Origin of the sequence: Pseudomonas sp. NPDC087029 (assembly GCF_044745345.1) — a bacterium.
GTDB classification, from domain to species: Bacteria; Pseudomonadota; Gammaproteobacteria; order Pseudomonadales; family Pseudomonadaceae; genus Aquipseudomonas; species Aquipseudomonas faucium.
Genome location: NZ_JBIVAB010000004.1, coordinates 453,263 through 466,507 on the forward strand (window position 1 = coordinate 453,263; position 13,245 = coordinate 466,507).

Genomic DNA, 13,245 nt, shown 5'->3' on the forward strand with positions numbered 1-13,245 from the left:
CAGGGGTCCGCGCCGCCCTTGAGAGCGGCGCAAGAATTGAGCTGTTGTTGTGGGAGCCTCCCATGTTGAACACCCTGCTACCCATCCTGCTGTTCGCGGCCCTTGCCCTGGCGCTGCTCGGCGCCTTGCGCCGGGTGCGCATGTGGCGCCGCGGCCGGCCGGCCAAGGTCGACCTGCTCGGCGGCCTGCTGGCCATGCCGCGGCGCTACCTGGTGGACCTGCACCACGTGGTCGAGCGCGACAAGTACATGTCCAAGACCCACGTGGCCACCGCCGGCGGCTTCGTGCTGTCGGCCGTGCTGGCGATCCTGGTGCATGGCTTCGGCCTGCACAGCAAGATCCTCGGCTACGCCTTGCTGGTGGCCACGGTGATCATGTTCGGCGGCGCCATCTTCGTCTTCAAGCGCCGCCTGAACCCGCCCTCGCGCCTGTCCAAGGGCCCGTGGATGCGCCTGCCGAAAAGCCTGCTGGTGTTCGCCGCCAGCTTCTTCATCGCCACCTTGCCGGTGGCCGGCATCCTGCCGGCCAACAGCGGAGGCTGGGTGATGGTCGGCGTGCTCGGCCTGGGCGTGCTGTGGGGCGTGTCGGAGCTGTTCTTCGGCATGACCTGGGGCGGCCCGATGAAACACGCCTTCGCCGGCGCCCTGCACCTGGCCTGGCACCGCCGCGCCGAACGCTTCGGCGGCGGCCGCTCCACCGGCCTCAAGCCGCTGGACCTGGAAGACCGCAACGCACCCCTGGGCGTGGAAAAACCGACCGACTTCACCTGGAACCAGCTGCTGGGCTTCGACGCCTGCGTGCAGTGCGGCAAATGCGAGGCCATGTGCCCGGCGTTCGCCGCCGGCCAGCCGCTGAACCCGAAAAAACTCATCCAGGACATGGTCATCGGCCTGGCCGGTGGCACCGACGCGCAGTTCGCCGGCAGCCCGTACCCCGGCAAGCCGATCGGCGAGCATGGCGGCAACCCGCACCAGCCGATCGTCAACGGCCTGGTCGATGCCGAGACGCTGTGGTCGTGCACCACCTGCCGGGCCTGCGTCGAGGAATGCCCGATGATGATCGAGCACGTCGATGCCATCGTCGACATGCGCCGCCACCTCACCCTGGAAAAGGGCGCGACCCCGAACAAGGGCGCCGAGGTGCTGGACAACCTGATCGCCACCGACAACCCGGGCGGTTTCGCGCCCGGTGGTCGCATGAACTGGGCGGCCGACCTCAACCTGAAGCTGCTGTCGGAGGTGAAAACAACCGACATTCTGTTCTGGGTCGGCGACGGCGCCTTCGACATGCGCAACCAGCGCACCCTGCGCGCGTTCGTCAAGGTGCTCAAGGCCTCCGGCGTGGACTTCGCCGTGCTCGGCCTGGAAGAGCGCGACAGTGGCGATGTGGCGCGGCGCCTGGGCGATGAAGCGACCTTCCAGCAACTGGCCAAGCGCAACATCCAGACGCTGGCCCAGTACAAGTTCCAGCGCATCGTCACCTGCGACCCGCACAGCTTCCATGTGCTCAAGAACGAATACGGCGCACTGGGCGGCGACTACCAGGTGCAGCACCACAGCACCTACATCGCCGAGCTGATCGCGGCGAACAAGCTCAACCTCGGCCAGCACAAGGGCGGCAGCGTCACTTACCACGACCCGTGCTACCTGGGCCGCTACAACGGCGAGTACGAAGCGCCGCGCGAAGTGCTCAAGGCACTGGGCATCGAGGTGCGCGAGATGCAGCGTTCGGGCTTCCGTTCGCGCTGCTGTGGCGGTGGCGGCGGTGCGCCGATCACCGACATCCCCGGCAAGCAGCGGATCCCCGACATGCGCATGGACGACATCCGCGAAACCCAGGCGGAGCTGGTGGCCGTGGGCTGCCCGCAGTGCACCGCGATGCTCGAAGGCGTGGTCGAACCGCGCCCACAGATCAAGGACCTCGCCGAGCTGGTGGCCGATGTGCTGATCGAAGAGGACACCGCCGCGACCCCAAAGTCGCCAGCGGTCAAACGTGAACCTGCGGAGGTGCACTGATGAGCGACATCATCCGCCGCGACCCACGCGCCGAGTGGATCGCCCGTAACCGCCTGCACCCGCTGCATGCAGCGCTGCAGACGCAACAAACCCGCTGGATGGGCCCCAACGGCCTGCTGCGCAAGAACCCGCATGCCATCGCCGCCGGCTTCATCGGCCCCAATGGCATCAAGCGCATCGACCGCAGCGGCGCCCAGCAGGGCACCGGCGTCGGTGGGCGGCGCAGTGCCGCTGCCGAAGTGCAATTGCCGCTGCACCAGGTGCCGGCGCCGGCATTCTTCATCGCCGTGGTGCCGGACATGGTCGGTGGCCGCCTGAGCAGCCACGACCGCGACCTGCTCGGCCTGGCCCACAGCCTGGCCGGCAGCGACGGCGCGGTGCTGGCGGTGGTGTTCGGCGAGCACAAGGAAAGCAACTTTTCCACAGCTGGTGTCGACCGCCTGCTGGTCATCGAGGGCGAGGCCTTCGCAGGTTATGCACCGGAGCAATTAGTGCAAGGCCTGCGGGCTGTGGATAACCAGTTCACCCCGCGCCACTGGCTGCTGCCCGACAGCCGCAGCGGTGGCGGCGAACTCGGCCGGCGCCTGGGCGCGGCGCTGGGCGAGCGCCCGGCGACGCGGGTGTGGCAGGTCAAGGACGGCCAGTGCATCGGCCGCGCCGGTGCCGGCCAGCAGGACCTGCAACGGGCCGTGCCGCGCCTGATCCTGGGGGCGGCCGAGTGCGCCGAACCGGTCAGCGAAACCCGCCACGAGGCGTTGCCGGTGGAGTTGTCCACAAGCGTGGCGCGCAGCCTGTCGCGTATCGAAGACCTCGGCTCGGTGGCCGTGGACCCGGCGACCATCGCCATGGCCGAGGCCGAGTTCATCGTCTCCGGCGGCAACGGCGTCAAGGACTGGGCCCTCTACCACAAGGCCACCGCAGCGCTCGGCGCCACCGAAGGCGCCTCGCGGGTGGCGGTGGACGATGGCTTCATGCCGCGCAACCGCCAGGTGGGCGCCACCGGTACCTGGGTCACGGCACGGGTCTACGTGGCGGTGGGTATCTCCGGTGCGATCCAGCACCTGCAGGGCATCGGCGCCTGCGACAAGGTGGTGGCGATCAACATGGACCCGGGCTGCGACATGATCAAACGGGCCGACCTGTCGGTGATTGGCGACAGTTCGGCGATTCTCCAGGCACTGATCGAGGCTGTGGAAAACTTCCGCAGCGGCGGCCAGCGCGACGCGGCATAAGGGCACGAGCATGAGTACGAAAGTCATCAGCCTGGTTTCCATCGGTGCCCACCCCAGCTCCGGCCGCGCCCGCCGCGCCGAGCAGGACGCACGCGCCGTGGAGCTGGGCTTGCAGCTGGCTGGGGATAACTTGCAGGTGGTGCATGCCGGCGACCCGCGTGAAGAGGCGCTGCGGGCTTACCTGGGCATGGGCCTGGATCATCTCGACGTGTTGGAGCAGCCGGCTGGCGCTGATGTGCTGGGCGTGCTCGGCGATTACCTGCGCGATGCCGGCGCCCAGTTGGTGCTGACCGGCAGCCAGGCCGAAACCGGCGAAGGTTCGGGCATGCTGCCGTTCCTGCTGGCGGAGAAACTGGGCTGGCCGTTGGTGGTGGGGCTGGCCGAAGTGGAGTCGATCGACAACGGCACTGCCCAGGTGCTGCAAGCCTTGCCACGGGGGCAGCGGCGCCGGCTGAAGGTGCGCCTGCCGCTGCTGGCGACTGTGGATAACGCTGCGCCCAAGCCGCGTCAGAGCGCCTTTGGCCCGGCGCGCCGGGGCGTGCTGGCGGCGCGCAACGTGGCCATCGTCGAAGACGAACTGCTGGGCGAGGCCGAGCTGCAGCCGGCGCGGCCGCGGCCCAAGCGGCTCAAGGTGATCAAGGCCAAGAGCGGTGCCGACCGGATGAAGGCGGCCACGGCCAAGGCCAGTGGTGGGGGCGGCAAGGTGCTGAAGGATGTTTCTCCACAGGAGGGCGCCGAGGCGATTCTCAAGCTGCTGGTGGAAGAGGGCGTGCTGCGCTGACACGCGCCTGTGTAGGAGCGGCCTTGTGTCGCGATGGGCTGCGCAGCAGCCCCGGCAATCTCGAGTCGGTTCGGCAACCTGGGGCCGCGTTGCGGCCCATCGCGACACAAGGCCGCTCCTACAGCAGCCCTCGCTTTACATTGAACGCCCAGCAACTCAAGCCTTCGACAATCGGATCGAACGTCACCCGCTCTCCCTCCAGCAGCTGTGCATTACCCGCCATCAGGATCGCAATACGCGTCACGAAGTAGTCCCCGCTACCGTCATCTGCCTTGATCACTCCCACTCCGTTTCCTCCATGGAACCACTTCACAGTGCCGACCAGGCGCCTGTGCATAAGTGACCTCGCATCAATGGCAGTTAGCTTGCCTGTAATCAATCACGAAGCCGAAGCAAGCGAAACTGGCAAAAATGTCAGGTGCCTGCGCAAGTTGCCCACGGAATCTGTTTGCCAAGGTGTGGATAAAGTGTTGGCGTATGGCTGTAGGCTCTATTCCACGTGGCCTGCAAGGCGTTGATCAAAAACTGATCATGGCGAAGTATCCACACGGGATACATCACGCTGATGCACTTAGCGATTTTACCCACAATCGCTGTTAGCCGGTCTGTGGATAATATGTTCGATATCGCCTGCAGGCCACGCAGATCAATCCTTTCGCAGGTTTGGTCAAAAAACGCTCAAAACCTACGATAGATGCTAGATTCTTTGAAAACCGCTACTTATCCACAATGCGGTTGCCAGGGCTTGAGCAGTTGCTCACAAACTCTGTTGGTGTATCTGTGGATAAGGTGTATGGAGTCCGCTGCAGCCCAATAGGCATGGTGCCTTGCCTGATTTGAACAAATAATGATCAGCGAACTGCCTGGTATTTGTGTCAGTAGGCAAACCTTCAAGTCATCGCTACGGTACTGCAAACAGTTCAAACCTGTGGATAACGTATGGCGACCTACTTGTTGACGACAGACCTGCAACGCTCGGTGTTACCAGGCCTGCAGGCTTATTCACCTTACGGCTTCATGCAAGCCAACTCGGCACTGATGCTTGGTTTTTGTGGCCAGCACCGCCATTCGTCCACCGGAAACTATCCGTTGGGCAATGGCCGTCGCTTCTATAATCCGGCCCTGATGCGATTCATGACGTACGACTCGCTCAGCCCGTTTTCCAAGGGAGGTATCAATGGGTATGCCTACTGTGGCGATGATCCGGTAAATCGGCATGACCCAAATGGTGCATTCTGGGGCGTCATACTCAGGGGCATTGGCGTGCTCTCCAGCGCTGCCACCTTCGGCGGCGCGTTCGTTCGAACAATGAAGAATATAGTCGGGCGCAGGGCGGCTTCGCGGGGCGTTAGCGGGGGGGCAAACCCTCATAAGGAGCTAACGACTCTGGCCAGGGTTTCGAACCAGCAGTTCAGCATGACTGGCGCGTTTGGTGTGGCCGGGCAGGTGGTCGCTGGCGCCAACGGGGTGACCCCAGGTATTCAGAATGCTGTGGATGTATTGGCTTTAGGAAACATGGTCACGAATCTGAGCGGCGGTTTGACAGGCAATTGGGCCGCAGGAACAGAAGTAGTCAACTACTTGCGAACTTATCCACGCGACATTCCTGGGGTATTGGGGGAGACGTTCATGGATTTGACGATGTTGGACGAGATGCTCTCTACCCTAGGCCGTGGGTTTACACACGTAGGCAGTGGACTTGCGGAAGCTGCGAGCAGGATCAGGTCGTTACGATCGACGCCCCATGTTGTCGCGGTGTAGGGAATTGCCCGAGCATTCGGTTCGCCTTGCGCGCTCCAGATGTTAAGTCCGGAGCGCTGCCAGGTCACCGGCGATGGTCTACTGCGCCTGCACTTCTTTCAAGTAAGGCGCAGGCTCCGCCCCCAGGTTGGCCAGCACACGCTCGCTGTACCAGTCGATGAAGTTCACCACGCCAAACTCGTAAGTCTTCGAGTAAGGCCCGGGCTGATAGGCGCTGGAGTTGATCCCGCGCTGGTTCTCTTCGGCCAGGCGGCGGTCCTGGTCGTTGGTGGCGTCCCACACCTTGCGCATGCGCTCCGGGTCGTAGTCGACGCCTTCGACCGCATCCTTGTGCACCAGCCACTTGGTGGTGACCATGGTTTCCTGGGCGCTGATCGGCCACACGGTGAAGACGATCATGTGGTCGCCCATGCAGTGGTTCCACGAGTGCGGCAGGTGCAGGATGCGCATCGAGCCCAGGTCCGGGTTCTTGATGCGGCCCATCAGCTTCTGGCAGGCCTGCTTGCCGTCCATGGTCATCGACACGGTGCCCTTGAGCAGCGGCATGCGCACGATGCGGTTACGCAGGCCATGGCTCTTGTGCAGGTACGGGATCTTCTCGGCTTCCCAGGCGGCGGCGGAGGCGGCCACGTGGTCCTTGAAGTCCTGGCTGGCGCGCGGGTCGTTGGTGTCGTCCCATTCCAGAAGGGTTTGCAGCAACTCGGGGTGCGAACCGTTGCAGTGGTAGCACTCGCGGTTGTTTTCCAGCACCAGCTTCCAGTTGGCCTTTTCCATCAAGGTGGTTTGCACCGCCACCTTGGCGTTGTCCATCTCGTAGGGCTCCATGTAGTGGTCCAGGGTGGCCAGGAACTCATCGATGGCAGGCGGGTTCTGCGCCAGGCTGATGAAGATGTAGCCGCCGGCGACCTTCACGTTCACCGGTTTCAGGCCGTACTGGTTCATGTCGAAATCGGCGCCCATTTCGGTGCCGGCGAACAGCAGGCGGCCGTCCAGTTCGTAGGTCCACTGGTGGTACGGGCATACCAGCTTGGCCACCTTGCCTTTCTCGCTGACGCACAGGCGCGAGCCGCGGTGGCGGCAGACGTTGTGGAAGGCATGCACCTTACCTTCGGCGCCGCGCACCACGATGATCGGGTTCTTGCCGATCTGCAGGGTGATGTAGTTGCCCTTTGCCGGGATCTCGCAGGTCATGCCGGCGATCAGCCATTCCTTGTGGAAGATCTCCTGCATGTCGATCTGGAACAGACGCTCGTCGGTGTAGAAAGGCTGGGGCAGCGAGTAGGTGCGCTCGCGGGTCTGCAGCATCTGGGCGGTGGCCTTGCGTGCAGGTTCCAGTGGATCGCCCAGGCTCAGGGTTGCGGTGACGTCCATCGTGTATTCCTCGGGGCCGTGTGCGGCCGGCAAAAGGTGGCTAATCGTTGTTGTGGTGCCGCAAGGCTGTGTGTCGCGAACAGCCGTTTCTTTTGCCGTGGAGTGTGCGTCCGAAGGCGGCGCGAACCGTATCCATGGGCGACATGGCCGATTTGAATTACGACGCCCCAGCCCTTGTAGCACGGGGCTGGTCGCGATAAGCACGCCGATGTCGCAGGCAGGAATGTACGTCGCCTTCAGCTTGCGCATTATCCCAGCCATAAAAAGGCCAATTGTCGGCCGCTGGAGAAGAACATGTCCGATACCTTCCTCAATCCGGTCAGCACCCAGACCTGGGCCAACGGCCGCCACATCGTGCGCTGCGTCAAGGTCATCCAGGAGACCTGGGACGTGCGCACCTTCTGCTTCATGGCCGACCAGCCGATCATGTTCTTCTTCAAGCCCGGGCAGTTCGTGACCCTGGAGCTGGAGATCGAAGGCAAGCCGGTGATGCGCTCGTACACCATCTCCAGTTCGCCGTCGGTGCCCTACAGCTTCTCGATCACCGTCAAGCGCGTGCCCGGCGGGCTGGTCTCCAACCACCTGCACGACACCATGCACGAAGGCGCCGAGCTGCCGGTGCACGGCCCGGTCGGGCTGTTCAACGCCATCGACTTCCCGGCGGGCAAGGTGCTGTACCTTTCCGGTGGCGTCGGCATCACCCCGGTGATGTCGATGGCGCGCTGGTTCTACGACACCAATGCCAATGTCGACATGGTCTTCGTGCACAGCGCCCGTTCACCCAAGGACATCATCTACCACCGCGAACTGGAGCAGATGGCGTCGCGCATCCCCAACTTCAGCCTGCACATCATTTGCGAGAAGCACGGCCTGGGCGAGCCCTGGGCGGGCTACCGCGGTTACCTGAACCAGCGGCTGATGGAGCTGATTGCGCCCGACTACATGGAGCGCACGGTGTTCTGCTGCGGCCCGACGCCGTACATGACCGCGGTCAAGCGCATGCTCGAAGCGGTCGGGTTCGACATGAAGAACTACCACGAGGAATCGTTCGGCGCGACGCCGGCCGAAGCCAAGGCCGACGCCGTGGAGCACGCCGAGCAGGCGGCCGACGCACCGGAAGTGGCGGCCGCGGACCTCAACCTGGTGGAGTTCATCGGCAGCGAGAAGAGCATCCGCGTCGCCCCGGGCGAGACCGTGCATGCGGCGGCGGCGAAGGTTGGGCTGATGATCCCCAAAGCCTGCGGCATGGGCATCTGCGGGACCTGCAAGGTGCTCAAGCTGGGCGGCGAGGTGGAGATGGAGCACAACGGCGGGATAACCGAAGAGGATGAAGCCGAGGGGTACATCCTGTCGTGCTGCAGCGTGCCGAAAGGGGATGTGCGGATCGATTACTGATCCGAGATTTGGGGCTGCTTTGCAGCCCAATCGCTGGCAAGCCAGCGCCTACAGTGGCAGCAGTGCTGCACCGATTCCTGTGGGAGCCGGCTTGCCGGCGAATGGGCCGCAACGCGGCCCCAGCGGTATCAGGTCCTGAAGCGGGCGACCAGCCCATTCAAGTCCACTGCCAAGCGCGAAAGCTCGGCACTGGCGGCGCTGGTCTGATGCGCCCCGGTCGCACTCTGTACCGACAGGTCATTGATGTTCACCAGGTTGCGATCCACCTCGCGCGCCACCTGCGCCTGTTCTTCCGCCGCACTGGCAATCACCAGGTTGCGCTCATTGATCTGCGCCACCGCCCCGGCAATGCTGTCCAGCGCCAAGCCAGCGCCACGGGCGATGTTCAAGGTCGACTCGGCGCGTTCGGTGCTGGTGCGCATCGACTCCACCGCCTGCTCGGTGCCGCCCTGGATGCTGCCGATCATCCGCTCGATCTCGCTGGTCGACTGCTGGGTGCGATGGGCCAGCGCGCGTACTTCATCCGCGACCACGGCAAAGCCGCGGCCGGCTTCACCGGCGCGTGCGGCCTCGATGGCCGCGTTCAGGGCCAGCAGGTTGGTCTGGTCGGCCAGGCCACGGATCACGTCGAGCACCTTGCCGATATCGCGTGACTGCTCGGCCAGGTGGGTGATGAGCTGCGCTGTGGCCTGCACGTCGCCGCTCATGCGCTCGATGGCGCCGACGGTTTCCATGACCAGGTCACGTCCATCGCCGGCCGAGCGGCTGGCTTCGCCGGACGCCTCGGACGTGCTCACGGCGTTGCGCGCCACTTCTTCCACGGCGCTGGTCATCTCGGTGACTGCGGTGGCGGCCTGTTCGATTTCGTTGTTCTGCTGCTGCAGGCCACGGGCACTCACGTCGGTGACGCAGTTCAGCTCTTCGGCGGCAGAGGCCAGCTGGGTGGCCGAGCCGGCAATCAGTTGCAGGGTGTCGCGCAGCTTGTCCTGCATGCGGGCCATGGCGCGCAGCAGGCGGGCGGCTTCGTCGGTGCCTTCGGCGCGGATGATGTGGGTCAGGTCGCCGTCGGCGACTTGTTCCGCGGCCTTGAGGGCTTCGTCGATCGGTTTGACGATGCTGCGGGTGAGCAGGAAGGCGCAGAGGAAGGTCAGCACGGTGGCGGCGACCAGCAGCCCGATCACCAGGGCGAAGGCCGCGGCGTACTGGCTGGCGGCGGTGTCGTTGGTGTCGCGGGTCTGGTCGGTGTTGATCTTCACCAGGGTGTCCATGACCTTGTTGATCTGCTCGGAGTTGGCCAAAAGGTCGCGGTTGAGCAGGTCTCGCAGCTCATCGGTACGGTTGGCCTGGCTCAGGCTGCGCATGCGCGCCTCCAGCTGGCGGTACTGGCTGAGCAGCTGGGTGTACTGGTCGAAGGCCGCCTGCTCGTCGGCGGCGCCGATCATCGGCAGGTAGGCCTGGCGGGCGCGGTCGATCTGGGCGTTGCGCTGGTCCAGCAGGTTGAGGGTGTCGCGCTGCACCTCGGGCTCGCGGTTGAGCAGCAGGCGGTAGGAGAGGGTGCGCATGCGCAGGTTCAGCGCGGTCAGCTCGTCCAGGGTCTTGATGCTGGGGATGCTGATGTCCTCGATGGCAATGCCGGCCTGGCGGATGTTGCCCATCTGCATGAGCGAGAAGATGCCGAGGCCGAGCATCAGCACGCCGATCAGCGAAAAGCCGAGCAAGGCGCGCGGGGCGATGTTCATGTTGCGTAGAGACATGGGGGAAGAGTCCAGGCAAGGAAAGAGGGCGCAATCCATGCGACAAAATAAGACGTACCTGGGCTATCGGTCGTGACCGGTGAGTCTTGAGTGCGCGCGGCGAAAATTGTGAGGCAGCTATCTATTTACCTGACCGGCGGTTGACCCAAGTCGGAACAAGGCGCCGGTTACCCTGTCAATCTCGCGGTAAGAAACCTTGAGAATCCGTTATTTAATGGCGATGGCTCACACTTTTCTTTATCGTGTGCGCCCTTTGCAACAACCCGAGATATCCCCATGCTGGAAGCTTCCCTGAATCAACTCGAGCAACTGGTCAGCGACCTGATGCAGAAAAACGCTCAACTCACCGAGCAGAACACCTCCCTCGGCCAGGAACTGGCCCAGGCCAAGGAAGAAAACGAGACCCTGCAGCTGTCGCTGATGGAGCAGGAAGAAAAGCACGGCGCGACCGCTGCCCGTATCCAGGCGCTGGTTGACCGCGCCAGCGCAGGTGTCGTCGGCGCATGAGACTGCAAGCGCAGCCGATCAATGTCGTGTCGATCCTCGGCAGCGACTATTCGATCAAGGCGCCTGAAGGCCAGGAAGAAACCCTGGCGCAGGCAGTGCGGATGCTCAACACCGCCCTGGCCGAGACCAAGCGTCAGTACCCGAGCCTGATCGGCGACAAGCTGCTGGTACTGGCCGCCCTCAACTTGTGTTCCAAGCAGGTCGAACTGCAGCAGGAACACCAGCAGACCCTCGAGCGGACCCAGGCGCAGATCGACGCCACGGTGGACGCTATCGTTCGGACCATCGCCGAACAATAACCAGCACACGACATCGGCCTTGTAGGAGCGGATTCATCCGCGATTGCGTCAGTGGACTCACTACCGCATCGCGGATAAATCCGCTCCTACAAGGTGCACTTGTTTGCTGCAGATCACTGGAATAACTGGATACTCAAGTGTATACACTTTCCGTAAAACAATAATTAACGGGGAGTGGGGCATGCGGATCTGGCGTAAAAGCATCCAGTGGCAGTTGATCGCGAGCATGGGCGCTGCCCTGCTGGCGAGCATCTTGGTGGTGGTGGTGATTTTCACGGTGGCGCTCAACCGCCTGACCGAACGTTATCTGCTCGACACGGCGCTACCGGCCAGCGTCGAAGCCATCCGCAACGACATCGAACGCATGCTCGGCCAGCCTTTGGTGGCCGCCGCCGACATTGGTGGCAACACCCTGCTGCGCGACTGGCTGGCAGCCGGCGAAGACGCCGCCGAGCGCTCCCGCTTCATCGAGTACCTTGAAGCCGCCAGGCAACGCAACCACGCCTTTACGACCATGTTCGCCGCGACCGAAACGGGCCATTACTACAACGAGAAAGGCCTCGACCGCACCCTCAGCCGCGAAAACCCCCACGACAGCTGGTTCTACCGCTACATCGACAGCGGTGCCGAGCGCGTGCTCAACATCGACATCGATGGCTCCACAGGCGAGCTTGCGCTGTTCATCAATTACCGCGTGGAAAAGGACGGCAAGCTGGTGGGCGTGGCGGGCATGGGCCTGCGCATGAGCGAGCTGTCGAAGCTGATCCACGACTTCAGCTTCGGCGAGCGTGGCAAGGTCTTTTTGGTGCGCAACGACGGGCTGATCCAGGTGCACCCCGACCCTGCCTTGAGTGGCAAGCGGCAACTGGCCGAGCAGCTCGACGCACCCGCCGCCCAGGCGCTGCTCACCGGCGACCAGACCTTGCGCAGCAACCGCTTCGAGCGCGACGGCGAGGCCTATCTTGCCCTGGGCCTGCCCCTGCGCGATTTGAACTGGACCCTGGTCGCCGAGGTGCCGGAGGCGGAAATCTACGCGCAGATGCACCAGGCGCTGTGGCTGACCACCTTGATCGGCGGCGCCGTGGCGCTGCTCTCGCTGCTGCTGGTGGTATGGCTGGCGCGCGGCTTGGTGAAGCCGATCCGCCGGGTCACGGCGGCGCTGGTGCAGATCGGCAGCGGCGCGGGTGACCTCAGCCATCGCCTGGATGATTCTCGCCAGGATGAACTGGGCGACCTGGCCCGCGGCTTCAACCGCTTTCTCGACAGCCAGCGCGGCCTGATCGGCGAAGTGCTGAGCACCACCGAGCGCCTGCACGTTGCCGTCGAGCAGGTGACCCAGGTAGTGGACAACACGGCCGAGCGCTCGGGCCGGCAGCAGGAAATGACCGAGATGGTCGCCACTGCCGTGCACGAGATGGGCCTGACCGTGCAGGAAATTGCACGTAATGCCGGCGATGCCGCGCAAGCCTCGCAAGCGGCGCGTGACGAAGCGCTGCAGGCGCGCGATGTGGTGCAGCGCTCGATCCAGGGCATCGAAGGCATGTCGGGCGACATCGGCAAGGCGGCGGATGCGGTCGGCCAGCTGGCCGGTGAAGTGGCCTCGATCGATGAGGTGCTGGCGGTGATCCGCAGTATTTCCGAGCAGACCAACCTGCTGGCGCTCAATGCCGCGATCGAGGCCGCAAGGGCAGGGGAAATGGGCCGAGGCTTTGCCGTGGTTGCCGATGAGGTGCGCACCCTGGCCCGGCGCACGCAGCTGTCTACCGATGAGGTGCAGCAGATGATCCAGCGGCTCAAGCAGGGCGCGGGGTCGGCGGTGACATCGATGCAGGCGGGGCAGCAGGCCACGGGCAGTGGCGTGGAGTTCAGCCAGCGCACCGGCTCATCGTTGGGCGCGATCACCGATCAGGTGGAGCACATCAGCGACATGAACCACCAGGTGGCCACGGCGACCGAAGAGCAGTCGGCGGTGACCGAGGAAATCAACCGCACGGTGCAGGGGATATCCGATCTGGCGCGGGAAACGGCGGCGGAAGTACAGGGGTGCCGCGAGGAGTGTAAGGCGCTGCGTGGGTTGGCGGATGATCTTGCGCGACAGATGGGGGGCTTCAGGCTTTAGATCGGTGGTGG

The 13,245-nt window shown here is 64.1% G+C and carries 11 protein-coding genes and 2 pseudogenes; 9 read left to right on the forward strand and 4 right to left on the reverse strand.

What is annotated here, in order from left to right; translation table 11 throughout:
* Window positions 1-62 precede the first annotated feature (62 nt).
* The 3 genes from dgcB to ACIPG5_RS10435 are packed head-to-tail and all read left to right on the forward strand — an operon-like array spanning window position 63 to window position 4,028.
* Window positions 63-2,015 carry a dimethylglycine demethylation protein DgcB gene (gene dgcB, locus ACIPG5_RS10425; RefSeq protein ID WP_401374748.1) on the forward strand — a complete coding sequence of 651 codons (1,953 nt, stop codon included), beginning with the start codon at window positions 63-65 and terminating at the stop codon, window positions 2,013-2,015.
* On the forward strand, window positions 2,015-3,247 hold the full coding sequence (locus tag ACIPG5_RS10430) for an electron transfer flavoprotein subunit alpha/FixB family protein (protein WP_314620036.1): 1,233 nt from the start codon (window positions 2,015-2,017) through the stop codon (window positions 3,245-3,247). The genes dgcB and ACIPG5_RS10430 overlap by 1 nt, the downstream gene beginning before the upstream one ends.
* 10 nt (window positions 3,248-3,257) lie before the next feature.
* On the forward strand, window positions 3,258-4,028 hold the full coding sequence (locus tag ACIPG5_RS10435; protein WP_176516215.1) for an electron transfer flavoprotein subunit beta: 771 nt from the start codon (window positions 3,258-3,260) through the stop codon (window positions 4,026-4,028).
* A 118-nt stretch (window positions 4,029-4,146) separates the two neighbouring features.
* Here ACIPG5_RS10435 and ACIPG5_RS10440 read toward each other — a convergent pair whose 3' ends face one another.
* Complete coding sequence (locus tag ACIPG5_RS10440) at window positions 4,147-4,365, reverse strand: cold-shock protein (RefSeq protein ID WP_401374753.1); 219 nt, start codon at window positions 4,363-4,365, stop codon at window positions 4,147-4,149.
* Between the two features lie 602 nt (window positions 4,366-4,967).
* Here ACIPG5_RS10440 and ACIPG5_RS10445 point away from each other — a divergent pair.
* Window positions 4,968-5,789: an RHS repeat-associated core domain-containing protein gene (locus ACIPG5_RS10445; protein ID WP_401374756.1), complete on the forward strand. Its 822-nt coding sequence runs from the start codon at window positions 4,968-4,970 to the stop codon at window positions 5,787-5,789.
* Window positions 5,790-5,867: 78 nt separating this feature from the next.
* Here the strand turns inward: ACIPG5_RS10445 and gbcA are convergent, their stop codons facing one another.
* Complete coding sequence (gene gbcA, locus ACIPG5_RS10450) at window positions 5,868-7,160, reverse strand: glycine-betaine demethylase subunit GbcA (protein WP_176516218.1); 1,293 nt, start codon at window positions 7,158-7,160, stop codon at window positions 5,868-5,870.
* Between the two features lie 294 nt (window positions 7,161-7,454).
* On the opposite strand from gbcA, the gene gbcB reads away from it, so the two are divergent.
* Window positions 7,455-8,555: a glycine-betaine demethylase subunit GbcB gene (gene gbcB, locus ACIPG5_RS10455; RefSeq protein ID WP_176516219.1), complete on the forward strand. Its 1,101-nt coding sequence runs from the start codon at window positions 7,455-7,457 to the stop codon at window positions 8,553-8,555.
* A gap of 128 nt (window positions 8,556-8,683) precedes the next feature.
* Here the strand turns inward: gbcB and ACIPG5_RS10460 are convergent, their stop codons facing one another.
* Both ACIPG5_RS10460 and ACIPG5_RS10465 read right to left on the reverse strand, forming a co-directional pair.
* Window positions 8,684-9,556 carry a methyl-accepting chemotaxis protein gene (locus ACIPG5_RS10460; RefSeq protein ID WP_371871977.1) on the reverse strand — a complete coding sequence of 291 codons (873 nt, stop codon included), beginning with the start codon at window positions 9,554-9,556 and terminating at the stop codon, window positions 8,684-8,686.
* Window positions 9,539-10,348 (reverse strand): annotated as a pseudogene (locus ACIPG5_RS10465) (MCP four helix bundle domain-containing protein); the annotation flags it as partial. The gene ACIPG5_RS10460 and the pseudogene ACIPG5_RS10465, both read right to left, overlap by 18 nt.
* Before the next feature lie 237 nt (window positions 10,349-10,585).
* On the opposite strand from ACIPG5_RS10465, the gene ACIPG5_RS10470 reads away from it, so the two are divergent.
* From ACIPG5_RS10470 to ACIPG5_RS10485, 4 genes and pseudogenes are all read left to right on the forward strand, one after another.
* Window positions 10,586-10,816, forward strand: coding sequence for a hypothetical protein (locus tag ACIPG5_RS10470; RefSeq protein ID WP_176516221.1), 231 nt, complete (start codon window positions 10,586-10,588; stop codon window positions 10,814-10,816).
* Entirely contained in the window at window positions 10,813-11,115 is a 303-nt protein-coding gene (locus ACIPG5_RS10475; protein ID WP_176516222.1) for a cell division protein ZapA, read from the forward strand. Before ACIPG5_RS10470 ends, ACIPG5_RS10475 begins: the two co-directional genes overlap by 4 nt.
* Window positions 11,116-11,341: 226 nt before the next feature.
* Window positions 11,342-12,370: pseudogene (locus ACIPG5_RS10480) on the forward strand (cache domain-containing protein); the annotation flags it as partial.
* 135 nt (window positions 12,371-12,505) lie between these two features.
* The gene (locus ACIPG5_RS10485; RefSeq protein ID WP_371871979.1) at window positions 12,506-13,234 is read left to right on the forward strand and encodes a methyl-accepting chemotaxis protein; all 729 of its coding nucleotides are present in this window, start codon (window positions 12,506-12,508) and stop codon (window positions 13,232-13,234) included.
* Window positions 13,235-13,245: the final 11 nt, after the last annotated feature.

Bases quoted from the DNA above. Each gene is read 5' to 3' on its own strand.
- dgcB (WP_401374748.1), top strand. From the start codon at position 63: ATGTTGAACACCCTGCTACCCATCCTGCTGTTCGCGGCCCTTGCCCTG.
- ACIPG5_RS10430 (WP_314620036.1), top strand. From the start codon at position 2,015: ATGAGCGACATCATCCGCCGCGACCCACGCGCCGAGTGGATCGCCCGT.
- ACIPG5_RS10475 (WP_176516222.1), top strand. From the start codon at position 10,813: ATGAGACTGCAAGCGCAGCCGATCAATGTCGTGTCGATCCTCGGCAGC.
- ACIPG5_RS10445 (WP_401374756.1), top strand. From the start codon at position 4,968: ATGGCGACCTACTTGTTGACGACAGACCTGCAACGCTCGGTGTTACCA.
- ACIPG5_RS10440 (WP_401374753.1), bottom strand. From the start codon at position 4,365: ATGCACAGGCGCCTGGTCGGCACTGTGAAGTGGTTCCATGGAGGAAAC.
- ACIPG5_RS10460 (WP_371871977.1), bottom strand. From the start codon at position 9,556: ATGGCCCGCATGCAGGACAAGCTGCGCGACACCCTGCAACTGATTGCC.
- ACIPG5_RS10470 (WP_176516221.1), top strand. From the start codon at position 10,586: ATGCTGGAAGCTTCCCTGAATCAACTCGAGCAACTGGTCAGCGACCTG.
- gbcA (WP_176516218.1), bottom strand. From the start codon at position 7,160: ATGGACGTCACCGCAACCCTGAGCCTGGGCGATCCACTGGAACCTGCA.
- ACIPG5_RS10485 (WP_371871979.1), top strand. From the start codon at position 12,506: ATGGTCGCCACTGCCGTGCACGAGATGGGCCTGACCGTGCAGGAAATT.
- gbcB (WP_176516219.1), top strand. From the start codon at position 7,455: ATGTCCGATACCTTCCTCAATCCGGTCAGCACCCAGACCTGGGCCAAC.
- ACIPG5_RS10435 (WP_176516215.1), top strand. From the start codon at position 3,258: ATGAGTACGAAAGTCATCAGCCTGGTTTCCATCGGTGCCCACCCCAGC.